Here is a 22071-nt window from a genome sequence, read left to right as displayed (position 1 = left end):
TGGCTAATCCCTACTCCGCCATCTCGACCTGCTGGGCGACGGTGGGGCCGGCCAGCGGCCGCTCTTCCATCATGATCAGGCAGAGGGCGGCGCCGGTCATCAGCGCCGTCGCGGCGCCGAAAACGTAGCGGAACGCGTGGCGCATGTCGTCGGCCGGGATTGCGACGCTCCCCGCGACGTGATGCTCGCCAGCGAGCGGAATGTCGGCACCGAGCGCGATGAGCAGGATGGCCGCGAACGCCGCGACCGTGAACGAGGACATCAGCGAGCGGAAGAAGTTCAATGCGCCGGTGATGGTGCCCACCTGTGGACGCGAGACCGAATTCTGCACCGAGACCACGCAGACCGGAAAGGTGGTGCCGAGGCCAAGCGCAAACGCAGCCATCAGCGTCAGCAGTGCCCATAGCGGCAGCGTCGTCAAGGTGAGGCCGAGGCCGCACAGCGCAGCCCAGGACGTGCCGACGATGGCGACGCGCTTGTAGTGCTTGGCACGCGCCATGGTGCGGCCAGCGACGGCCGCACCGATGGTCGAGACTGCCGCGAGTGGAATCAGCGCAAGGCCCGCTTCGCTGGCGCTGAGGTGATAGACCGCCTCGTAATAGAGCGGGAGCTGCACCGTGAGGCCCGTGATCGCACCGAGCGCGCAACCGCCGGCAGCCAGCCCGAACGGGACAACCGATCCTCCTAGCAGCGGCAGCGGCAGGAACGGCTCGTCCGCACGACGCGCATGCCACACGAAGGTGACCGCGAGCGCGACGGCGCCGCCCACCATCGCAAGCACGGTCGGCGAGAGCCACGGGAAGCGCGTGCCGCCCCAGGTCAGCACCAGCATGAAGACGACGGCGGAGGCCATCAACAACACGCCGCCGAGCCAGTCGACCTTGCGCTTGCGGTGGAACACCGGGATCTTCTTCATCCTCGGCAGCAGCAGCGCGATCGCCGCGGCCGCGAGCGGCACATTGATCCAGAAGATCATCGACCAGTGCAGATGCTCGGCGAACACGCCGCCGATGACCGGGCCGAGAATGCCGCCCACCATCCAGACGCTGGAGAAATAGGCCTGGTACTGGCCGCGCTCGCGTGGGCTCACGACGTCGGAGATCACGGTCTGCACGACAGGCATGATGCCGCCGCCACCCAGTCCCTGAAGACCGCGCGCAAGAATCAGCATCGGCAGGTTCGGCGCGATCGCGCACAGCACGGAGCCCGCGACGAACAGGCTGAGCGAGATGATGATCATGACGCGGCGGCCGTAGATGTCGCTCAGCGACCCGAACACCGGCGCAACCGCGGTCGAGGCGAGCAGATAGGCGGTGATGACCCAGGAGAGATTGGAGACGTCGTGGAACTGGCGTCCGATGGTCGGAAGCGCGGTGGCGACGATGGTCTGATCGAGCGCAGCCAAAAACATCGTCAGCATCAGGCTGATGACGATGGTGCGGACTTCGTCCTGTGACAGCGGCGCCGGCGGCGCCAGTGACGGAGCGTCATCAACGCTCAAGACCTCGGACGGCAGGCGGGACAATTCCTCGGCGATGTCGTCGGGCAATGTCTGGATGTCGGCAGAACTGCTCTGCCGCTCGAACTTGTTCATCTCGATCGGAAGCCATGAGGCGGCGCAACGCCGCGAAGGATTCGTTCTATGCAGCCCAGTGTAGACAGCAAAGTTCTTCTCAGGCAGGCACCGCGGCGCATGGGTGCATCCCACCTCACGGTCTTCCCGAAGACGTGATCCGAATCCCCGCCGGATCAGTCCTTCGGACGTCGCTTCAGGCGCGCCCGCTTCGGCAGTTGCGCCGGCCATTGCACGATGTGGTTCTCGAGCTCGTCGTCCGGGATCTGCTCCTCGCTGCCCTCGACCCGGCCGCGTACGGAGACGCCGGCCTCATGCACCGTGTTCGGATCGCCTGACACGAGCGGATGCCACCAATAGAGGTCGCGCCCTTCGGCAACGAGCTTGTAGCCGCAGCTCGGCGGCAGCCAGTTCAGGGTGCGGACATTGGCGGGGGTCAGGCGAACACAGTCAGGAACCTTGTCGGAACGATTCGGGTAGTCCTTGCAGCCGCAGGTCGCCCCATCGAGCAGCTTGCAGCCGACATGGGTGAAATAGATGTCGCCGGTGCCCTCTTCCTCGAGCTTGTTCAGGCAGCAGCGGCCGCAGCCGTCGCACAGGCTTTCCCATTCCGGCTCCGACATCTGTTCCAACGTCTTGGTTTTCCAGAAGAATCCTTCCTGGCCTGAAGGTCGTTTGGGAGCTGCGGTCATGGGCCTCAACAAAAGTTCGAAAGAGCTACGGTTCATGTCATCTAGGGCGTGCGGCCGCGGGGCTGCAAGCAACGCCAGCGTGAGGCCCGTAATGAACCGGGGTCAATTAGGCCTGTTATTCAAAATCGCGAGCGTGACCATTGGTTTATAGGCCCTGCTCGGCTAGAAGGAACAGCAAGTCCCCCGAGGCGCTAGCCGGGCGCCTTGGGTTTGCCGCAACACTCCCGCAAGACGTCTCGATGCCGCCCCGGCCGGGTGCTTGAACGCTTTCGAACCAAGCCTCAAGGGTTCTAGGTGCGCCAGATCATACCATCGCATTGGAAGCAGAAAGTCCGGAATTTCTTCCTGGACCTCGATGCGCGCATCGACTCCTCGCTGTTCTCCTCGGCCAAGGGCATCCGCGAGCTCTACGAGCGCTACTCGACCTTCATGGATCGCTTCTATGTCGGGCGGTGGAAGCGCTGGGTGTTCATCGAGCCGCTGTCGGAGGCTGCGACCATCGGACTCGGCGGCCTGGTCGTGATGCTCACGCTCGCCATTCCCGCCTTCCGCGAAACTGCGGACGAGGACTGGCTGAAGAAGTCCGACCTCGCGGTGTCCTTCCTCGACCGCTACGGCAATCCGATCGGCAGCCGCGGCATCAAGCATAACGACTCGATCCCGCTGGAAGATTTTCCGGACGTGCTGATCAAGGCGACGCTCGCGACCGAAGACCGCCGCTTCTACGAGCATTTCGGCATCGACATCGCCGGCACCGGGCGCGCGCTCGTCACCAACGCCCAGGCCGGCGGCGTCCGCCAGGGCGGCTCCTCGATCACGCAGCAGCTCGCCAAGAATTTGTTCCTGAGCAACGAGCGCACCATCGAGCGCAAGGTCAACGAAGCCTTTCTCGCGGTCTGGCTGGAATGGCGCCTGACCAAGAACGAGATTTTGAAACTGTATCTCGATCGCGCCTATATGGGCGGCGGCACCTTCGGCGTCGACGGCGCCGCGCATTTCTACTTCAACAAGTCGGCGCGTGACGTGACGCTTGCCGAAGCCGCGATGCTCGCCGGCCTGTTCAAGGCACCGACCAAATACGCGCCCCACATCAACCTGCCCGCGGCGCGCGCCCGCGCCAACGTCGTGCTCGACAACCTCGTCGATGCCGGCTTCATGACCGAGGGCCAGGTGTTCGGCGCCCGCCGCAACCCCGCCTTCGCGGTCGACCGCCGCGATGAGGCGTCGCCGAACTATTATCTCGACTACGCCTTCGACGAGATGCGCAAGCTGGTCGACACCTTCCCGAAATCCTACACCGAGCGCGTCTTCGTGGTTCGGCTTGCGATCGACGCCAATGTGCAGAAGGCGGCGGAAGACGCGGTCGAGAACCAGCTGCGCCAGTTCGGCCGCGATTATCACGCGACCCAGGCCGCGACCGTCGTCTCCGATCTCGACGGCGGCATCCGCGCCATGGTCGGCGGCCGCGACTACGGCGCCAGCCAGTTCAACCGCGCCGCCGACGCCTATCGCCAGCCGGGCTCGTCGTTCAAGCCTTATGTCTACACCACCGCGCTCCTCAACGGCTTCACGCCGAATTCGATCGTGGTCGACGGCCCGGTCTGCATCGGCAATTGGTGCCCGCAGAACTATGGCCATTCTTATTCCGGCGCGGTGACGCTGACGCAGGCGATCACGCGCTCGATCAACGTGGTGCCTGTCAAACTGTCGATCGCGATCGGCCAGAAGGAGCAGCCGAAGGCGCCGAACCCGGCCAAGATCGGCCGCGCCAAGATCGTCGAGGTCGCCCGCCGCTTCGGCCTCAAGGCACCGCTGCCTGACACCCCGTCGCTGCCGATCGGCTCGGACGAAGTCACCGTGCTCGAGCATGCCGTCGCCTATGCGACGTTCCCGAACCGCGGCAAGGCCGTGACGCCGCATTCCGTGCTGGAAGTGCGCACCGGCGCCGGCGATCCGGTCTGGCGCTGGGACCGCGACGGTCCGAAGCCGCGGCAGGCGATCCCCGCCTCCGTCGCCGCCGACATGGCCGGCATGATGAGCCACGTGGTCAGCGAAGGCACTGCGCGCCGTGCAGCCCTCGACGGCATTCCGACCGCGGGCAAGACCGGCACCACGAATGCTTATCGCGACGCCTGGTTCGTCGGCTACACCGGCAACTTCACCTGCGCGGTCTGGTACGGCAATGACGACTATTCGCCGACCAACCGCATGACCGGCGGCTCGCTGCCGGCGCAGACCTGGCACGACATCATGCTCGCAGCGCATCAGGGCGTCGAGGTCCGGGAAATCCCCGGCGTCGGCATGGGCCAGAAACTGCCGCGGGAGCCAATCGCCAACGCGCAAGCCAACGCGTCACCGAAGGTGCTGGAGACCAAGCCCGGTCCGCCGCCGGTGCTGACCAAGCGCGGCGCCGACGTCCTTGTTCGTGTCGAGAAGCTTTTGGATGACGCCGCCAAGACCGCGACCAAATCAACCAGCAACGACCCCAAGGCGGCCAAGCCCGCCTCGGCGACGAGCGCGCTCGCCTTCCCGCAGAACTATGCGGAAGAGAATGCGAACGCATCCGTCCCGCGCAAGAACTGATCGAAACAAGTGCGGCTGATCCTGATCACATTGACGGCCCTTCTGCTCGCAACCGTCGTGGGCGTCGGCGCGACCTGGATGACGACGACGCGCGGCACCGAGATCGGCGCGCTGACCATCGGCCCCTGGACCGCGCGCCCGCGCACCGGCACTGCCGACGTCGATCCCTATTCGCGCGCCACCATCGTGCGCAACGGCGAGCTGCCGATCGGTACCGGCGACGGCGTCGCCTTCACCGCAACCGCCGACGACAAGAAGAAGGGGCTGGACGGCCGCTGCGATGTCGTGGTCTCCGGGGTGACGCCGCCGGCGCGGTTCTGGACGCTGACGCTGTACGACCGCAAGGGTCATCTGGTCGCCAATTCGCTGCAGCGCTACGGCTTCACCAGCCAGGAGATTGTGCGCCAGTCCGACGGCTCGTTCGAGATCCACATCGCCTCGCGCTCGCGCGCCGGCAACTGGCTGCCGACCGGCGGCATCGAGCGCTATGCGCTGATGCTGCGGCTCTACGACACCCCGGTCGGCGTTGCCACGCGCACCCAGCGCGATGCGCCGATGCCCACGATCACGACGGTGGGCTGCTCATGATCCGGCTGCTGTTCACCATCGTCACCGGCGTGGTGCTAGGCCTCGTGGTCCATCTGGTCAGCGTGCTGGCGCTGCCGCGGATCGCGACCCAGGACGCCTATTCGCGGCTGACGCCGATGACCAAGCTCAACGCCGTCACGCAGCTTCCCCTCGCCGATCCCAACACCTCGCCGATGCCGTTCATGGACCCAGCCTTTGCGCTCGCGATCTGCCGCTACGACCTGTCGAACGGACCGATCAAGCTGACCGTGCCCGTCAGCCAAGCCTACACCTCGGTGTCGTTCTACACCCGCAACGAAATCGCCTACTACGCCATCAACGACCGCTCGGCCGGCAAGAAGGTGATCGAGCTCGACCTGATGACCGAGCCGCAGCACAACGAGCTGCCCGAGGACGAAGAGATCACCGCCGCCGACCGCCTGATCATCGATTCCCCTGCTACCACCGGTCTGATCGTGATGAAGGCCTTGGCCCCCGAGCCCGGCCTGATGCAGCAGGCGCAGGCAACCCTCGCTGCCGCAAGCTGCGGACCGCAGACCGAGCAGCCGGCCAAGGCCGAGGCGCCGCGCGGACGGCGCTGACGCGCAGCGCTTCGGCACCGCAAAAATAAAAACTGAAAAACAACCCCATGCACAGTAGCGCGGGCACTGAAATCATTTGCAATTCTGAGCTCGTGCCGAGCACCCGGTCTCGGACTAAGCCGGCAGTGCAGACCGCCGCGCCGTTCAGCTTTGACACGTCGGGCAAAACACTGGCAGAATGGCACTATCGAGAATTCGTAGAACCCGCGCGGAGAAATCCGCCGCGGGTTTTTTCATGCCGGGGCAGCTCCAAGGTGATGTCAGCCATTGACCCGAACCGGACATTGAAGCGTTCGCTCATGGCCCTCGAACGATAATTATGTCGTCGGCCGAAAATGCATAGCCCCGGAAGGCGGTTGTCCTCCATCATTGCTGCGGCCCGCGGGCATGGCCGCAGCGCTGCCTCCTCAACGTTGCGGTTTTTTTCCGAAGCGCAGGAGTTCGGTATGACCATTCCTCGACGAGGCTCAAAGATGGTTCTGATTGCGCATGTCCTTCGTGAAACCAAAGCGCACCCCGTATTAATCCAATCCTCGGCTGGCTCGGTCGACGGGATTGAACTGCGAGTAATTGCGCCGAATCCGATGGCTTAGTCCTACTTGGAGTGCTGGCAGTGGATTCTTCGTTCGGTGCATTGGACGCATTCGCGTTTGTCGTATTCGCTGTTCTGATCTTTGTTGGCGTCCTAATCGTCGTCAATCTAGGCAAACTTCCAGGCCAGCTCGCTCGCAAATGGAATCACCCCCAGGCCAGCGCGATCAATGCCATGAGCTGGGTCGGGATCGCGACTGGTGGGTTGCTGTGGCCGGTAGCTTTCGTATGGGCGTTCACGAAGCCGTTCGGACTGAGGTCTGGAAGGAACACCCCTGAGCTGGGTAACGTCGAAAGTGACGCCGTGGCAGCCTCACGGCAGCACTCGGTGGAGAGGGAGACACGACCGTGATCGCAATCCTGATCATCGTCTACGTTGCACTCGTTCTCGTACTGTTCAAGGTCCTGCGCCTCAAGCCCACGGCCTATCTGATTGCAGGCTTGATCGTCGCAGGTGTGTTCATGATCGGCGGCGTCGTGGTGGTCTGGACGCAGTCGGCGCCGATTACGGACAAGATGGTGACCAGCCAGTACGTGGTGCAGCTCGTCCCTTACGTCAAAGGGCAAGTCAAGGTGATCCACGCCGAGGCAAATCAACGAGTGAAGAAAGGTGACTTGCTGCTGGAAATCGATCCGGCGCCGTACAAGTACACGGTGAACCAGGTCGAGGCGCAGTTGGCTGCATCGAAGGCCAACGTAAGGCAAGCCGAAGCTGCGCTCGCGACCGCAAAGACGGCCATACCGAATGCGCAGGCCAGTCTCTTAAAAGCGAAGGCTGCTGACGAACTTGCAAAGACCCAGGAGCAAATCGCCCTCAACATTCAGCGCGCGGACAAAGCGGCCATTAGTCAGCTTAACGTAGCCAAGGCAACGCAGGAACGTCAGGAGGCGGAAGCCGCCGTTCAACAGGCCGAAGCGGCCCTTGCGCAAGCGGAGGCTTCTGCGCAACAGGCCGAAGCCGTTGTGCAAACGGCTCAAAGCAACGTTCCGGCCGTTGAAGCGCAACTCGATGACGCGCGGTTCAACTTGGCCCAGTGCAAGATGACGGCGCCAGGCGATGGATATGTTACCAATTGGCAGGTGCAGATCGGAACCATGCTTGTGCCGATGCCGCTTGCTGCAGCCGGAACATTCGTCAACGTGTCCGATACGGCCGTAGCCGCCGTGTTTCCGCAGAATTGGCTCTCGAATGTCGAGCCCGGCGATGACGTGGAAATGGTGCTCAACCCGTATCCGGGTCGCCTGTTCCTTGGAAAAGTGGACTACGTGATTCCGGCAACTGGGGGAGGTCAATTCACAACCAGCGGCACAATACCGAACGCAGCGCGGATCGGATCTGACGGGCTTTATGCAGTGCGGATCAATTTCAGCGACGATGCCATAGCCCGCAAGCTGTCGCTTGGGTCAGGCGGATCAGCGGCGATCTATACGCAGAAGGGCAAGGCCACGCACGTCATTTCGAAGGTCACGATCCGAATGAAGAAGTGGCTGCTGTACGTCATGCCCTCTGTGGAAAAGCCGCCGTCCTGACGTGCAATACAACAACAAGAGATACACACGAGTCTGGCCGACGCGTGGGGAGAGAAAATCTTGGTGACTCAGCATCAGGCAACGTTTGGGCGGCCGCACGATGCCGGCGCTATTGCTGGCTGGTCAATTCATGGGTTGCTTGTGGCTGCGCTTCTCCTGCCAACCGTCGCATGTACGATTGGGCCGGATTTTACAGCGCCTGTCGCTCCGCTTGCCGAAAAATTTCGTGGCGCAGGCAATCGCGCGGTTAAATCCGGCCCGCTCGAGTATGAACCCTGGTGGGAAGGCTTTCGCGATCCGACGCTCAATCAGCTAATAAAAATTGCGTATAACCAAAATCTGACGCTGGAGAGCGCGGGGACCAAGGTGCTGCAAGCACGTGCCGTGCTGGGAATAGCCATCGGCATAACCTATCCGCAGGTCCAACAGGGAGTGGGGTCGGTCATTTACAATCGGACCAGTGCCGCGACGCCGCTGGCCGGTCCAAATGCGACGCCACAGTACTTCTGGACCGATGGCCTGGCCGCACAGGCGGCTTGGGAGTTGGACTTCTGGGGCAAGTTTCGCCGTGGAGTCGAATCCGCCGATGCCGTGTACCTGGCGTCGATTGCGACTTATGACGGCGTTCTGGTGTCGCTTCTAGCCGATGTTACCGCAACTTATATCGGTATACGCACAATAGAGCAGTTGATCGGGATCGCACGGGCCAATGTCCGCAGGCAGGAACAGGCGCTTAGTATCGCAAAGGCGAAGTTCTCGGGCGGCGGAACTTCGGAGCTTGATGTTTTCCAGGCGACAAATGTCCTCGAGCAGACCCGTGCGGCAATACCCCAATTGACGATACAATTGCAGCAGGGACAAAATGCGCTCTGCGTCCTGCTCGGCGTTCCGCCGCAGTCGCTCGGCATGATGCTTTCACGCTCGATCGGCCGGATACCGTTGCCGCCCGCCTCCGTCGTTGTCGGTATACCCGCGGATCTGTTGCGCCGGAGACCGGACGTCCGAGCAGCAGAGCTTGCCGCCTTGGCACAGAGCGCGCAGATTGGAATCGCCACGACGCAACTCTATCCGGCAATCAGTATTACGGGCACGTTCGGCGGCTCGGCGAGCACCGCCAATGGCCATAATCTAGGCCAGGTCGTCAGTTGGAAGGGCGTGGCGTATGCTGCGGGCCCATCGTTTCAATGGAATCTTCTGAACTACGGGCAAATCACCAACAACATCCGTTTGCAGGATGCCAAGCTGCAGCAATTGCTGATCGACTATCAGAACACCGCGTTGAGCGCCCAGCAGGAGGTGGACAACGGTCTTGCGACATATCTACAATCGCGAAACCAGGCCGCGTATCTGCGTCGCAGCGTTGAAGCGGCAAAGGGAGCCCTCAAAATCGCACTTGAGCAATACGAGCAGGGCGGGACATCATTTACCACCGTACTGACGGCGGAACAGAATCTCCTTCAGGCACAGAACAGCCTGGCCGGCGCTTCGGCCAACGTTCCGCTTGGACTGACCGCGGTGTTTCGGGCGCTCGGTGGCGGATGGCAGATACGGGAAGGTGGCAACTTCGTCACCGCCGCAACCCTTGAACGGATGCGTGCACGGACGGACTGGGGAAATTTGCTCCCGCCGGCAAACGAGCAACAACCGCTGGCGCCGGGTCTGCCTGGTCCTCAGGATATCGGGCCGACGATCCGGCCTCCCGAATGGTGATGGGCCTGTGAACCGCGCGGCGGCCGTGTCGTGGGGATTGCGTCAGCAGCCAGGAAGATGGATGCGATGCGAAAACACCTGTCCCGCTCCCGCTGGCCTGCCATTTCTGTCCGATGCGCGACACTCCAGACTTCGCCGTGTTTTTCAACCCAGAAAGGACCCAGAGCCATGACCTCTAGCAATCGAACGTTTGCCGTCGCCTTCGTGCTGCTTGCATTGCTTCTCTCATTAGGTTCGGGAACGCCCTACGCGCGCGACGCCGATCTCGCCTCTTTCACCTTCGCGGCGGCACACACCGCTAAACAGCAATGCCTAAACATCTGTCGTGCGCGATATCGCGACTGCCTGTCCTTGAAGCAAATACCTTCCTTCGAGTGTCGCGGCATATACCAGGATTGCAACCGTTTCACTTGTTATGCTGTGCAGGGATGACCGACGTGCCTGTGACTCAGCGAGCCAGCGGCGGGCACCAGCGCTCAGTTCACTATTCCCCCGACCTTGCTCACCGACAATGATCGCGTGACTATGGAGGCGCCACTTCCGATCATGGCCCACTGAATGTGATCATTATCACAATACAGAAGCTTGCCTTTTGGCAGGCTCCCTCTACGCTGCGGACATGCTATTCGGGGCTGCGATGGGCATCTTTCGGCTGTTTTCGTTGGTTTTTGTTATCTTGCTGGCTTGTGGTTCAGCGCATGCTGAGCGGCGCGTTGCGCTGGTGATCGGCAACTCCAAGAGCGTGCCTAGACTCGGCAACCCGGTGAACGACGCGACCCTGGTCGGTGGCATGTTCAAAAAGGCCGGTTTCGACTGGGTGGACATCAAGACCGATCTCAATATTGCCGAGATGCGCAAAGCCCTGCGCGAGTTTGGTGGACCGTGCGCAAGATCGAGCGCCAGTTCCGGATCGAGTGATTTGAACGCGACCAAACCTTCTTCCGCCCGTAGTGGGCAGATCGACGCAATCAGCAGGGCCGTCGCAACCGACAGGCATTGAACATTCTTGGCAATCTCCGGCGTAGGTGACCAAACGCCTATTTGATCTCACCATATGTCAGATCATCGAACAGGGTCACGCTATCCGCCTTGGTCCACAGGCCGATCATGCCCGCACGCGCAATCGTGGCGTCCTCTACCTCGAACAACGGCTGTCCGTCATAGGTCACCTTGAACCGACTTCCCGCGAAGTCGCAGCGCAGCACGTGCCATTGCCCGGATGACACCGGCGCGCTGACGCCATACCCGCCTCTGCGACCCACGATCTCAAGTGACCTTCGAACGCCATTGATCGTCTTGTACAGCACGACATTGTCCTCCAGCGCGTTGGCGCGGACCACATAATAATTATCGGCATCCTTCGCCCGCCAGATGACTCCCGCTGCGCGATCCTCGGACCCGGCGACGGCCTTGAATTTCACCTCAACGAAGCCGTCGCGGATGTTGGTATCGCGCTTGATGGCGAGGGGAAACGTCGCCCGTCCGGATTGCTTGAGAACGTTCGGCTTGCTTGGCGCCGTGGACTCGGCCTCGACGGTCCATTTCGGTCCTCCCTTGCCGGTCATCGTGAAAGTCCACCCGTCAGGCGAAGTTCCGGCAGCAGCATTGTCGAAATTCAGGGTCTCGGCCACCGCGTTCCCTCCCCCTAACAAAGCCAGCATAAATGCCAGTGCAAGCCTTCCCATGCCTCAGCTCTTCGTGCTCGCCGTCTTGTCGAGCGCCGCACGGAGACCTTCAGCAAGCTTGACGGCATCGTCGTTCGCCCAGAAATGCATGAAGAAGAGCCGCGGCTGCTCATCCAGCATGTGGCTGTGCAGTGCCGTCACCTCGATGCCGTGCGTCCGAAGCGCCAGGATGACCGGGTTTACCTCGTCGCTGGTCAGCACGAAGTCGCCGGTGATGGCCGCCTTGCCTTCGCCAACCGGCTGGAAATTGATACCGATTGCGACGCCCATCGCGGCGACGGGGGTCAACAACATGCCGTCTTCCGTTATCGGGTCGCGCCGCTTCACGTTGAACTGGTAGACGCCGCCATTCGCTTTCCCGTTCACTCCGATGATCCGGTCGAGCTTCGCCGTGTCGAGGTCGACGGCAGGTGGCGGGTTCGCCGGCGCCGCGACCGTCAGCGGGGTCTTGCTTTCGGCGAGCGCATCGCGGATCGCGGAGGCCAGCTTGACGGGATCGCCATGGCCGGCGACGTGCATGTAGAACGTTGCCGGGCTCGCACGCAGCAGATGATTGTGCACGGCGGTGATTTCGAGGCCGCTCGCGATCATCTTCGCCATCACTGGATTGATCTCGGTCTCAAGCAGCACAAGGTCGCCCATGACCATTGCGCCGCCATGCGCAGGCTTGAATGCGACCCAGCCGCCCAGCGCCAACGCCGGCTTGATCGTGACGCCGTCCAACGTCACGGAGAGATCGCTGCGGGGAAAGCCGTAACGGCGGACGTCGTCCGAGACGGCAGGCTTGCGGCCCAGGGTCTCGTCCACCTTCTGCCATTCGGCATCTTGGGCGTATGCCCGGATGAAGGGGCCGAAACCAAATGCAAGAAGGCAGATGCCAATGCCGACCATGGCCCAGATGATTCTTTTCATCGTGCTACTCCTCGCCTTCAGTTTCGCTCTTTGATTTGGCCGCTGCTGTCGACGACGAGCGTCACAGCCTTACCGTTCCTCGCCGCCTTTGCGGTGATGCCTTCGGCCGTCGACTTGACGTCGCTCACCTGCGAGTAGCCTGCCGCCTGGATCTTGGCGATCAGCTCCTCCTGGGTCAGGGCGTGGACCGGCGACAGCCCGCCCGCGAGCGCCAACAGCAGGACCGTGTGAAAAATTGTGCACCTTCGCATGTTCATTCTCCTGGTTGTGTCCCTGCCCCAGGTGAAGTCCGTTCACGAGCTTGTCCCTATCTGGCGCCCAAGGGGCGCGGCAGGACGCCGGCATCGACGCGCATGTCGACGAGCGTCGGCGCGGCCAACGTGCCGACAGGTCGAGACAATCTGTGGGATGAAATCCGGATGTATGATGACATGCTGCGCCCTTGCTGATCAGGACGCGATTCTTGGGCATGTCGCCTCGCGAGGAGATCGCACTTCCCCGTCCCGCAAATAGAAAGCCTCGAGCGCGAAGCTGTCAACCGTCATGTGTTCGGGCGTCACGAAGAGTTCACTGTCCGAGCGGAACCGCGCCGACCACCGTCTTGAAACTTGCGGATGGCCTCATTAATGTCGCTCACGAGGGGACGAAGCAGACTCCCCGTGAGGCCTCGGTCCAAGCTCTGCGCAGCACGCCATTCGTGGAGCTTGCGCATGGATACCGAACGACACCCTTCTCACCAACATACCGTCGCCATCCTCTCACGCGGAGACGCTGCCGCGCGGCAGGATGCGACGGCGCAAAACAGCCGCTTCGTCCGGGTCTTCGAAGCACTTGCCGCCGTCGGCATCGAAGCCCGGCCGGTGATCTACGACGAAAGCATTGCCGAGGAGGTCCGCGATCAATTGCTCGCGACCAGCGGCGTTCTCGTCTGGGTCGATCCGATCCATCAGGGCAAGACGCGTGCTGAGCTTGATCCCCTGCTCCGTGATGTTGCGGCGCGGGGATCGTGGGTGAGCGCGCATCCGGACGTCATCCTGAAAATGGGCGTCAAGGACGTGCTCTTCCGCACGCGTCACCTCGGCTGGGGCGCCGACACGCATCGCTATGACACCGCGGCATCCTTCCGCGCCGAATTCCCGTCGCGCCTCCTTGCGCACGGCCCGCGCGTGCTGAAGCAAAATCGCGGCAACGGCGGCCAGGGCATCTGGAAGGTCGAGGCTCTCTCGAACGCGGACGCCATGGTTCGGGTGCTCCATGCGCAGCGCGGCAGCCAGCCCGAGGACGTGCCGCTCGACGCCTTCCTCGCCCGATGCGAGCCGTATTTCGGCTGGGGCGGCTGTATCATCGACCAGGCGTTTCAGCCTCGCCTGCCCGATGGAATGATCCGCTGCTACATGAGCGGGTCGAAGGTCGCGGGCTTCGGGCACCAACTGATCAAGGCCTTGATCGCGCCGCCGCCGGAAGGTGCGACCTCGCCCGAGGCCCAGCCGGGCCCGCGAGTCATGCACGGACCCGATGCTCCGCAATTCCAGGTGCTGCGAAGGATGATGGAGGACGAGTGGACCCCGGGAATGATGAAGACGCTGGACATCGACGACGGCTCGCTCCCGGTCATCTGGGACGCGGACTTCCTGTACGGTCCGAAAGATGCGGCCGGTGCCGACACCTACGTCCTGTGCGAGATCAACGCGAGCTCATGCTTTGCGATCCCCGAGGAGGCCCCGGCGGCGATCGCGCGAACGGCAAAACATCGGCTCTCGCGGACGCAAAGGGCTGGTTCGGCCAAATAGAAACGCCGGGGCGAGCGGCGTCATCTCGCGCTGCGGCTCAGGGACGGTCGCGCCCGCGCCCAGAGCAGCGCCAGTGGACCCACCGCGATCCCGGCCGAGAGGACAATGAACGCCAGCAGCCAGCCGTTGGCGCTTTGCGGGCCGCCGGCTGCGTCGAGCGCGGCGCCGGTTCCCCAGGCGCCGACAGCCGACAGGCCGAAGCCAACGGTGGAGTGCAAGGCCAGGGTCGCGCCGCGATGTTCGGACACTGCCGCGGCCGACATGCCGGCGGTCAATGCGCCGGAATCGGCCGGCACCGTCAGGCCATAGATCATCAGCAGCAGCGCGAGCAGCCATGCCGGGGCGGTCGCGTTCAGCCCGATGACCAGCGCAACACAAGCCGATGCAATCATCACAATCGTGATTGCCCGATGACGCCCGAACTTCAGCGCAGCCTCGTTGCCGAGGATGCTGGCGGGCATCGAGATCACCGCGAAGCAGAAGCTCAGCACAACGGGGCTCAACCAGGAAGGCGCGCCTTGATGTGAGATGACGAAGGTCCAGAACCCGACCAGCCAGGTGCGAATGCCGTAGAGCTCGAAGCAATGGGCGCCGTAACCGAATATGTATCCGAGCGCCTCGCGATTGGCGAAGACGGGCGCGAAGTTCAAAAGACGTCCCGTCTTCGGCGCGGGGCGCTGCTCCTGCATCAGAAGGCACGCGACAACCATCGCAATGGGACCGAAGCCAGTCACGAGGAAGGCGGTCCGCCACCCCCATTCGTCAGCGATGATCTGCGCCACCAGGAACGAGAGGCCGACACCAACTGAAAAGCTCGACGTGTACAGAGTGACGGCCCGTGAAGTGTCGCCGGCGGGAAGCCGGTCCGTCAGCGCCTTCAGGCCCGGCATGTAGGCGCCCGCAAATCCAAGTCCAGCAAGGGACCAGATCGCAGTCGCGGACCAAAACCCTTGCGCGAAGATTCCGAACGCCAAGGTCGCCAGCCCGCTGAGGATCGAGCCGCAGAGCAGGACGAGTCGCGCATCGATCCGGTCGGTCAACGTCGTCAACACGGGCACCGCGAGCATGTAGCCGAACGCATAACCGCTTGCCATCAGCCCGCCTTCGGCGGCGGAAAGCCCCCAAGCCGGCATCAAATGCTGCGCAAGGTTCGCGGATAGCGTCACATGCGGCAGCAGATTGCCGACCTGGCCGATGCACATCACCGCGATCAGCGACCGACCGCTCAAGTTACGAATGCTGTCCTCCCGCCCCCAAGCCGAAACGGCGCACGAACCACGGTGGGAGAATCTCCTGCTTCATCTGCAAGAACCAAATTCATGAACAAGCGCACCCCGAAGCGCCGGCCTTCTTCGCCGTTTCATCGGCCGCGCAACAGGCCGTTGGTTCCTGCTTCGCCGGCCCACCGCAGCATCCTGATGCCGCTTCAGTGGACTCGACGCCGCCGCGCGTGCAGACGCCGGTCTCCGGCAGCACGAGTTCCACCCTTGCGGCGGCTTCCTTGTCGCCGGCGAGATCGGCCGCAATCGAGCGGACCTGTTCATACCCTGTCATCATGAGAAAGGTCGGCGCGCGGCCATACGACTTCATGCCCGCCATGTAGAAGCCCGGCTCATCGTGCGAGAGCTCGCGCGCGCCGTGCGGGCGCACCGTGCCGCAGCTGTGCTCGTTGGGATCGATGAGCGGCGCCAGGGCGACCGGCGCCTCAATGGCGGGATCGAGCCGCAGGCGCAATTCGGACAGGAACGAAAAATCGGGACGAAAGCCCGTCGAGACGATCAGCTCGTCCACGATCACACTTCGCGCGCCGGCGCCGGCCGCGATCTCGAGGCAACCTTCGGATTCCGAGAGATGCGTGACGCCGAATTCGGATTCGACCTTGATCTTCCCGGAGGCAACAAGCGCAGCGAAGGCGCTGCCGAGCTGTCCGCGTGCAGCAAGCTTGTCATTCCGGCCGCCGCCAAAAGCCTTGGCGGGATCGGCGCCGCGCAACAGCCAGATAGCTTGCGTCCCCGGCACCTCGTCGGCGAGTTGCGCGAGATCGATCAGCGTGCCCACCGCGGAATGGCCGGCGCCGAGCACGGCAACGGTCTTCCCGGCATATCTGGCGCGATCGGCGCTCCGCAGATCCGGCATGCCGTAGGCGATGTGGCCGGCGCATTCAGGCTCGCCGATCGCCGGCAAGCCGTTGCGGCCCGCCGGATTGGGCGAGAACCATGTGCCTGATGTATCGATCACGGCATCCGCGCGCAGCACTTCCGGACCTTTGCCGTTCTGATAGCGGATTTCGAAAGGCTCCTGCTCTCTTCCCCTGGTCTTCACCTTGTCGAAACCGACGCGGCTGATGGCCGAGACGCGACTGGATGTCCGGATCACCTCGCGCAGTGGCGTTCGCGTCGCAAGTGGCATCAAATATCGATCAAGCAGTTCGCCACCGGTCGGATAGGCGCTTGGGTCCGGCGAATTCCATCCGGTCGGCGTCAGCAGGCGCGCCGCGGCCTTGTCGACATTGTACTCCCACGGGGAGAAGAGCTGGACATGCTGCCATTGACGCACCGCGTGCGCGGCTTCGGGCCCGGCCTCCAATACGACGGGCGACATGCCGCGTTCGAGCACGTGCGCGGCCGCAGCCAGGCCGACGGGCCCTGCCCCGATGACTGCAACCGTTTTTCCACCGCTCATTTCACTTCTCCCATCATTCTAGAAGCATCGAATAACTGAGACCAAAAAATCACGCCGCCGTTTTGGCATTCTTGCATTCGGTTTCGTCGGCACAGCATTCGGACACCAGGAAGTCCACCAAGCCACGCATGCCGTCGTAGTTTGCATGACAGACCAGGGTCGTGGATTCCCGAACCTGACTGATGAGCCCGACTGCGACCAGAGACTTGATGTGATGGGACAGCGTCGATGCGGGGATCTTCAGCTTGTCCTGCAAGCGACCAACGGGCATGCCCGATCGTCCAGCCCGGACCAGGGCCCGGTAAATCTGAAGCCGTGTCCGGTTGCCCAAGGCTTCCAGGCGTGCTGCTGCGTCGTCAATCTTCATGAGCGCCAACATGCGCCGATCGCCAGTTGCTGTCAACGATATTTCTAGAATGTTCGAAATATAACTTCGATCAATCTGTGTGGAGCGGCACGGATTTACGGATTGACTTCCTCCAATATTTCCATAAATCTGGATATATGGAAACCGAAGAAGCCGTTCTTGCGCTCGCAGCCCTCTCGCAGTCGACCCGTCTGGAGGCCTTCCGGACGCTCGTCAGGCACGAGCCCGACGGCCTTCCGGCCGGCGATCTCGCCCGCCTGCTGGAAGTCCCGCCGAACACGCTGTCGGCCCATCTGTCGATCCTGACACGCGCGCGCCTTGTCACCTCCGAGCGACACAGCCGCTCGATCGTGTACCGCGCCAACCTCGCCGAATTCCGGGACGTTGCGGTCTTCCTGCTGCGGGATTGCTGCGGCGGGCGGCCGGAAGTTTGCGAGCCGGTCGTCGATAGCCTTCAAGCCTGCTGCTCGCCAAAACGAAAGGAGCGAAGCCGTGCCTGACCAGATGTTCAATGTGCTGTTCCTGTGCACCGGCAATTCGGCGCGCTCGAGCTTCGCCGAGTCGATCCTCCGCAAGGACGGTGCCGGCCGGTTTCGGGCGTTCTCCGCCGGCAGCAGGCCGAAAGCCGCGGTGCATCCGCTGGCGCTGCGCGATGTGGCGTAGCCCATGGGACTCTTCGAACGATACCTTACTCTCTGGGTTGCGCTTTGCATCGTGGCGGGCGTAGCGCTGGGACATGTCTTGCCAGGCTTCTTTGCTGCGGTCGCGACCGCTGAGGTTGCCAAGGTCAACCTGCCGGTTGCGGCGCTCATCTGGCTCATGATCGTGCCGATGTTGCTGAAGATTGATTTCGGCTCATTGGGCCAAGTCCGTGAGCATTGGCGCGGCGTGGGCGTTACCCTTTTCATCAACTGGGCCGTAAAGCCATTCTCGATGGCACTGCTGGGCTCGTTGTTCATCGGCCATGTGTTCGCACCGATGCTGCCGGCGGGCCAGATCTCGTCCTACATCGCGGGCCTGATCCTGCTGGCCGCCGCGCCTTGCACCGCCATGGTGTTCGTATGGTCCAACCTGTGCGAAGGGGAGCCTCACTACACTTTGAGCCAAGTCGCGCTCAACGACGTGATCATGGTTTTCCTGTTCGCACCGCTCGTGGGACTGCTGCTCGGGGTGGCCTCCATCAGCGTCCCTTGGGGTACGTTGCTCCTGTCGGTCTTGCTATACATCGTGGTCCCCGTGATCGTCGCGCAAGTGTGGCGAAGGGTGTTGCTGCAAAAGGGGGGAGCTGCATTCGCCCGCAGCCTGCGGACGCTGCAACCTCTTTCGCTCGTTGCGCTTCTGGCGACGTTAGTTCTCCTATTCGGCTTTCAGGGAGAGCAGATCGTCAGGCAGCCGGGCGTGATCGCGATCCTCGCGGTGCCGATCCTCGTCCAGGTTTATTTCAATGCGGGCCTGGCGTATTGGCTCAGCCAGCGGTTTGGCGTGGCCTGGTGCGTCGCCGCTCCAGCAGCGCTGATCGGCGCGAGCAACTTCTTCGAGTTGGCAGTCGCTGCCGCGATCAGCTTGTTCGGTCTGGACTCCGGCGCAGCGCTTGCAACTGTGGTCGGCGTTCTTGTCGAAGTACCGGTGATGCTATCCGTCGTCCGCATCGTGAAGGCGACCAGAGGCTGGTACGAGGCAGGCGCTGGCAAGGCGGCCACTGCGGTTGAGGTCCGGCAATGACGACACTGTCTATTCGCTGTGCCGATGTGCGCGAGCCCGCAACTGTCGTGGAGGCCCGATCGTGAGCGTCAGGATCTATCACAACCCCGCCTGCGGCACCTCGCGCAACACCCTGGCGATGATCCGGCAGAGCGGCGCCGAGCCCGTCGTCATCGAATATCTGAAGACGCCGCCATCCCGCAAAAAGCTGGTCGAGCTGATCAAGGCCCTGGGCATCTCCGCTCGCGCGCTGCTGCGGGAGAAAGGCACGCCCTATCGCGATCTCGGCCTCGACGACCCGAAATGGACGGACGACGAGCTGATCGACCAGATGCTCGCGCACCCCATCCTGATCAACCGTCCGATCGTGGTGACGCCCAGGGGCACACGGTTGTGCCGGCCTTCGGAAGCCGTCATCGATCTCCTGGACAATCCCGTCGGCCGGTTCGTGAAGGAGGATGGCGAGGTGGTCGAGGCCAAGTAGGTTCGCGAGAAATTCTAGCCCTTCGAGACGACCGCGCGGCCGTACGGCGGCTGGGCCGCGACCGGCGGGTTGACGGTCTGGGCGGCGAGTTCGCCAATCAGGCGGTCGGCATCGGCGGCCATGCCGTCGGGCGCCTGGATCACCAGCCGCTCCAGACCCCAGCGATAGGACGAGACGCGCTGCTCGAGGCATTGCTGCACCCACTGGATGATCAGCGAATTCTCCTGCATGCGCTCGACCGCGTCCTCCTTCTCCTTCGGCGAGAGGCTGGAGACGCGCGCCATGCTGGCGTTGCGCTTCTTGTCGAGGTCGATGACGCGGATCGCAGAGCCGAAGAACGGCTCGAAGCGGGTGATGTCGTTGCGCACGTCCTCGATCAGCTGCGCATAGCGCGAGGAATGCGAACGGTGCGGCTCGTCGATCAGCGTGCGTCCGTACATGGTGCGGTCGAACACGATCTTTTGCCGCCAGGGCGAGGGCAGCGCTTTGTAGTCGCCGAACACGCTCTTCCAGGCGGGCCGCGACAGTGGCGGCTCGATCAGGGGATAGGCGAGGTCGCGAAGCTGGCGCTCTTCGTCGGTGAGCTGGAATTGCGACGGCTTCAGGCCGACGCTGGAGGTGACTTCAGCGCCCAGCCAGCGATGCATGTCGTCGCTGCGCATGTCGGCGCGGGTCCGGCCGAAATCACCGCCACTACAGGCGGCGAGCGTAGCGCCCAGCGATACGAGCAGGATGGCCGTTACGACGGGCCGGATCTGGCGGAGGTTTTCCGGCATTGCAAAAGGCCGGATGTTAGCGGCGACGACGACGGCGCCCCGGCGCTGTGCCCTGCTCCGGCCCGTGATCGCCGCTGCGCTCGTCGCTCTCGCGCTCGATGCGGATCACGGGGAGAATCAGAATCGTTCCCATATCCGCGCGCGGAACCACGTCACCCGACGCGCCCGCCCGGCGACCGGCCGGAAATTCGATAATGGTCCCCATGATCAGCTCTCTATCAATTGCCGCGCGACCCGGCGCGCTCATGCAACATGCATTCATTAAGATCAGTTCATGGTTAACGGGGTGTAAACGTGCCGGCCGGACCGTAACCGCACGGGCCGGACCTTCCGTCCCCTTGCGGCACGGGAACGCTTCAAAACGCGCGTTGGGCTTCACGCCTCGTTTTCCTTAACGAGCCTTTAAAGGAGCCCGCGATAGGCTGGCTGCCAGTATCTTTTCCAGGTCGCGTATCTCTCCATGACCAAGTCGCTGTTTCCAGGATTCGACGGGCTGATGTCCCTCTCCCGTCGCGAAGGCGTCGATGTTCGTCCGACGCTGCTGCGCGTGCTGACCGACCTCTATGTTCAGTCGAGCACCCACAGCGACGACGAGCAGCGCCAGTTCGTCGAGCTTGCCATGCGGTTGATCGACCAGGTCGACGACGCGACGCGCGCGGCCGTCAAGGCGCGGCTTGCGATCTATCCCTCGACGCCCGCCCCGATCATGCAGAAGCTCGGACTGTCGGCCGCGCAGGAGGGCCGCAGGGTTCCGCTTGCGCGCGAAATTCCGGCACCCCCGCCTGCCCCCTCCCCGGTTCGCACGCCAACCGAGGCCGAGCAGCGCATGGCCTCGAACATGGCGATGCAGCCAAAGGACGCGGCCGAGATCCACGACATGTTCTTCCGCGCCGGCACCTCCGAGCGCGCGCTGATCCTGCACAATCTGGCGCAGACCCCGCTGAAGGCCGCGCCGCGGATTCCGACCGTGCGTGCCAAGCGCGCGATCCAGATCCTGGAGATGGCGGCGATCGCGGGCGATGTCGAGAATTTCACCTCCGAGCTCGGCGACAGCCTGATCCTGCCCTCGCGCGTCGCAGCCCAGATCGTCGACGATGCAAGCGGCGAAGCGCTCGCTGTCGCGGCGCGCGCGCTCGACATGCCGAGCCCGGTCTTCCAGCGCATCTTGCTGTTCTTCAAGCCGGAGATCGGCAACTCCGTGACCGACGTGTACCGGCTGTCGCGGCTCTACGATCGCCTCAGCGATCGCTCGGCGCTGGTGTTGCTGGCCGCCTGGCGCGGCTCGACACTCGCCGTCACCCGCGCGAAGTACCAGCCGTCGCTGCATGACAGCGATCGTCAGCGCGCGCGTGCGGGCGCAAGCCAGACGCGCCCGGGCGTGCAGCCCGGCTCCGCGCCTGCGGTGCGGACGGGCACCGACGGGTCGGATCGTTAGGCCTTCGCCAGCTCGAGGAAATGCCGCCCGGCGCGGTCTTCGGTCTCGACGATCCAGACGTCCTGATCGAAGCGGATTTCCTTGGTCAGCCGTTCCTCGATGGTGTGCTCAGGCAAGGGCTGCGGCGCAACCGGCACGAAGAAGCGATCGGCCGGCCGGCCATCGTCATAGACGGTCTGCGGCGCCGGTGCGTAGAGCATCGCATTGCCGTCGAGCAGCGACACCTTCACGAACACCGCGCCCGCCTCCTCGGCCCCGCGACGGCGCACCGCGCCGAACACGCCCTCGGTCTGGCACCGGCGCAGATAGGCTGAGACCCAGATGTTTGATTTTAATCGCATGGGCGCACGATAGGCCAGGGCTGCAATGAGCACCAGCCTTCGGGCTTCGG

The 22071-nt window shown here is 63.3% G+C and carries 22 protein-coding genes and 2 pseudogenes; 13 read left to right on the top strand and 11 right to left on the bottom strand.

What is annotated here, in order from left to right; translation table 11 throughout:
* Positions 1–10 precede the first annotated feature (10 nt).
* Both IVA74_RS29255 and IVA74_RS29250 read right to left on the bottom strand, forming a co-directional pair.
* On the bottom strand, positions 11–1594 hold the full coding sequence (locus IVA74_RS29255; RefSeq protein WP_247349942.1) for an MDR family MFS transporter: 1584 nt from the start codon (positions 1592–1594) through the stop codon (positions 11–13).
* Between the two features lie 155 nt (positions 1595–1749).
* Positions 1750–2265, bottom strand: coding sequence for a YcgN family cysteine cluster protein (locus tag IVA74_RS29250; protein WP_247349940.1), 516 nt, complete (start codon positions 2263–2265; stop codon positions 1750–1752).
* 294 nt (positions 2266–2559) lie between these two features.
* Between IVA74_RS29250 and IVA74_RS29245 the strand changes: the two genes are divergently transcribed.
* The 7 genes and pseudogenes from IVA74_RS29245 to IVA74_RS29215 all read left to right on the top strand — a co-directional run.
* Positions 2560–4848 carry a PBP1A family penicillin-binding protein gene (locus tag IVA74_RS29245; RefSeq protein WP_247349938.1) on the top strand — a complete coding sequence of 763 codons (2289 nt, stop codon included), beginning with the start codon at positions 2560–2562 and terminating at the stop codon, positions 4846–4848.
* A 9-nt stretch (positions 4849–4857) separates the two neighbouring features.
* Complete coding sequence (locus IVA74_RS29240) at positions 4858–5436, top strand: DUF1214 domain-containing protein (RefSeq protein ID WP_247349936.1); 579 nt, start codon at positions 4858–4860, stop codon at positions 5434–5436.
* Positions 5433–6017, top strand: a complete 585-nt coding sequence (locus IVA74_RS29235) for a DUF1254 domain-containing protein (protein WP_247349934.1) — start codon at positions 5433–5435, stop codon at positions 6015–6017. Before IVA74_RS29240 ends, IVA74_RS29235 begins: the two co-directional genes overlap by 4 nt.
* 356 nt (positions 6018–6373) lie before the next feature.
* A complete protein-coding gene (locus tag IVA74_RS29230; RefSeq protein ID WP_247349932.1) occupies positions 6374–6610 on the top strand; it encodes a hypothetical protein in 237 nt (78 codons plus the stop codon).
* 346 nt (positions 6611–6956) lie between these two features.
* Complete coding sequence (locus IVA74_RS29225) at positions 6957–8138, top strand: biotin/lipoyl-binding protein (protein ID WP_247349930.1); 1182 nt, start codon at positions 6957–6959, stop codon at positions 8136–8138.
* Between the two features lie 63 nt (positions 8139–8201).
* Positions 8202–9848, top strand: coding sequence for an efflux transporter outer membrane subunit (locus IVA74_RS29220; RefSeq protein ID WP_247350260.1), 1647 nt, complete (start codon positions 8202–8204; stop codon positions 9846–9848).
* Positions 9849–10485: 637 nt separating this feature from the next.
* Positions 10486–10728: pseudogene (locus tag IVA74_RS29215) on the top strand (caspase family protein); the annotation flags it as partial.
* A gap of 157 nt (positions 10729–10885) precedes the next feature.
* Here IVA74_RS29215 and IVA74_RS29210 read toward each other — a convergent pair.
* From IVA74_RS29210 to IVA74_RS29200, 3 genes are read right to left on the bottom strand one after another with little or no spacing between them, the layout of a single operon-like run.
* Complete coding sequence (locus tag IVA74_RS29210; RefSeq protein WP_247349928.1) at positions 10886–11479, bottom strand: hypothetical protein; 594 nt, start codon at positions 11477–11479, stop codon at positions 10886–10888.
* Positions 11480–11536: 57 nt separating this feature from the next.
* Complete coding sequence (locus tag IVA74_RS29205; RefSeq protein WP_247349926.1) at positions 11537–12445, bottom strand: DUF1259 domain-containing protein; 909 nt, start codon at positions 12443–12445, stop codon at positions 11537–11539.
* Between the two features lie 17 nt (positions 12446–12462).
* Entirely contained in the window at positions 12463–12696 is a 234-nt protein-coding gene (locus IVA74_RS29200; RefSeq protein WP_247349925.1) for a hypothetical protein, read from the bottom strand.
* Positions 12697–13155: 459 nt separating this feature from the next.
* Between IVA74_RS29200 and IVA74_RS29195 the strand changes: the two genes are divergently transcribed.
* Positions 13156–14235 carry a Cj0069 family protein gene (locus IVA74_RS29195; protein ID WP_247349924.1) on the top strand — a complete coding sequence of 360 codons (1080 nt, stop codon included), beginning with the start codon at positions 13156–13158 and terminating at the stop codon, positions 14233–14235.
* Between the two features lie 20 nt (positions 14236–14255).
* Here the strand turns inward: IVA74_RS29195 and IVA74_RS29190 are convergent, their stop codons facing one another.
* The 3 genes from IVA74_RS29190 to IVA74_RS29180 form a co-directional block, all read right to left on the bottom strand.
* A complete protein-coding gene (locus IVA74_RS29190; RefSeq protein ID WP_247350257.1) occupies positions 14256–15437 on the bottom strand; it encodes an MFS transporter in 1182 nt (393 codons plus the stop codon).
* A 115-nt stretch (positions 15438–15552) separates the two neighbouring features.
* Positions 15553–16917 carry an NAD(P)-binding domain-containing protein gene (locus IVA74_RS29185; RefSeq protein ID WP_247349923.1) on the bottom strand — a complete coding sequence of 455 codons (1365 nt, stop codon included), beginning with the start codon at positions 16915–16917 and terminating at the stop codon, positions 15553–15555.
* Between the two features lie 49 nt (positions 16918–16966).
* Positions 16967–17284: a helix-turn-helix domain-containing protein gene (locus IVA74_RS29180; protein ID WP_247350255.1), complete on the bottom strand. Its 318-nt coding sequence runs from the start codon at positions 17282–17284 to the stop codon at positions 16967–16969.
* A gap of 137 nt (positions 17285–17421) precedes the next feature.
* Here IVA74_RS29180 and IVA74_RS29175 point away from each other — a divergent pair, with 137 nt between their 5' ends.
* From IVA74_RS29175 to arsC, 4 genes and pseudogenes are all read left to right on the top strand, one after another.
* Positions 17422–17784 (top strand): metalloregulator ArsR/SmtB family transcription factor, encoded by a 363-nt coding sequence (locus IVA74_RS29175; protein ID WP_247349922.1) that lies wholly within the window; start codon positions 17422–17424, stop codon positions 17782–17784.
* Positions 17777–17932: pseudogene (locus IVA74_RS29170) on the top strand (arsenate reductase ArsC); the annotation flags it as partial. The gene IVA74_RS29175 and the pseudogene IVA74_RS29170, both read left to right, overlap by 8 nt.
* 18 nt (positions 17933–17950) lie before the next feature.
* Positions 17951–19006 carry an ACR3 family arsenite efflux transporter gene (gene arsB / locus IVA74_RS29165; RefSeq protein WP_247349921.1) on the top strand — a complete coding sequence of 352 codons (1056 nt, stop codon included), beginning with the start codon at positions 17951–17953 and terminating at the stop codon, positions 19004–19006.
* A 61-nt stretch (positions 19007–19067) separates the two neighbouring features.
* Positions 19068–19469, top strand: coding sequence for an arsenate reductase (glutaredoxin) (gene arsC, locus IVA74_RS29160; protein ID WP_247349920.1), 402 nt, complete (start codon positions 19068–19070; stop codon positions 19467–19469).
* Between the two features lie 14 nt (positions 19470–19483).
* On the opposite strand, the gene IVA74_RS29155 is transcribed toward arsC, so the two are convergent.
* Positions 19484–20245, bottom strand: a complete 762-nt coding sequence (locus IVA74_RS29155) for a hypothetical protein (protein ID WP_247349919.1) — start codon at positions 20243–20245, stop codon at positions 19484–19486.
* Between the two features lie 16 nt (positions 20246–20261).
* On the bottom strand, positions 20262–20450 hold the full coding sequence (locus IVA74_RS29150) for a hypothetical protein (RefSeq protein ID WP_247350253.1): 189 nt from the start codon (positions 20448–20450) through the stop codon (positions 20262–20264).
* 255 nt (positions 20451–20705) lie between these two features.
* Between IVA74_RS29150 and IVA74_RS29145 the strand changes: the two genes are divergently transcribed.
* Entirely contained in the window at positions 20706–21680 is a 975-nt protein-coding gene (locus IVA74_RS29145) for a DUF2336 domain-containing protein (RefSeq protein ID WP_247349918.1), read from the top strand.
* Here the strand turns inward: IVA74_RS29145 and IVA74_RS29140 are convergent.
* A complete protein-coding gene (locus IVA74_RS29140) occupies positions 21677–22021 on the bottom strand; it encodes a DUF1491 family protein (protein WP_247349917.1) in 345 nt (114 codons plus the stop codon). The two genes, IVA74_RS29145 and IVA74_RS29140, sit on opposite strands and share 4 nt — an antisense overlap.
* Between the last annotated feature and the right edge of the window lie 50 nt (positions 22022–22071).

The organism is Bradyrhizobium sp. 132 (genome assembly GCF_023074185.1).
Taxonomy (GTDB): Bacteria; Pseudomonadota; Alphaproteobacteria; order Rhizobiales; family Xanthobacteraceae; genus Bradyrhizobium.
The sequence above is the reverse complement of the archived record's forward strand: the minus strand, read 5'-3'. Positions and strand labels throughout refer to the sequence as shown.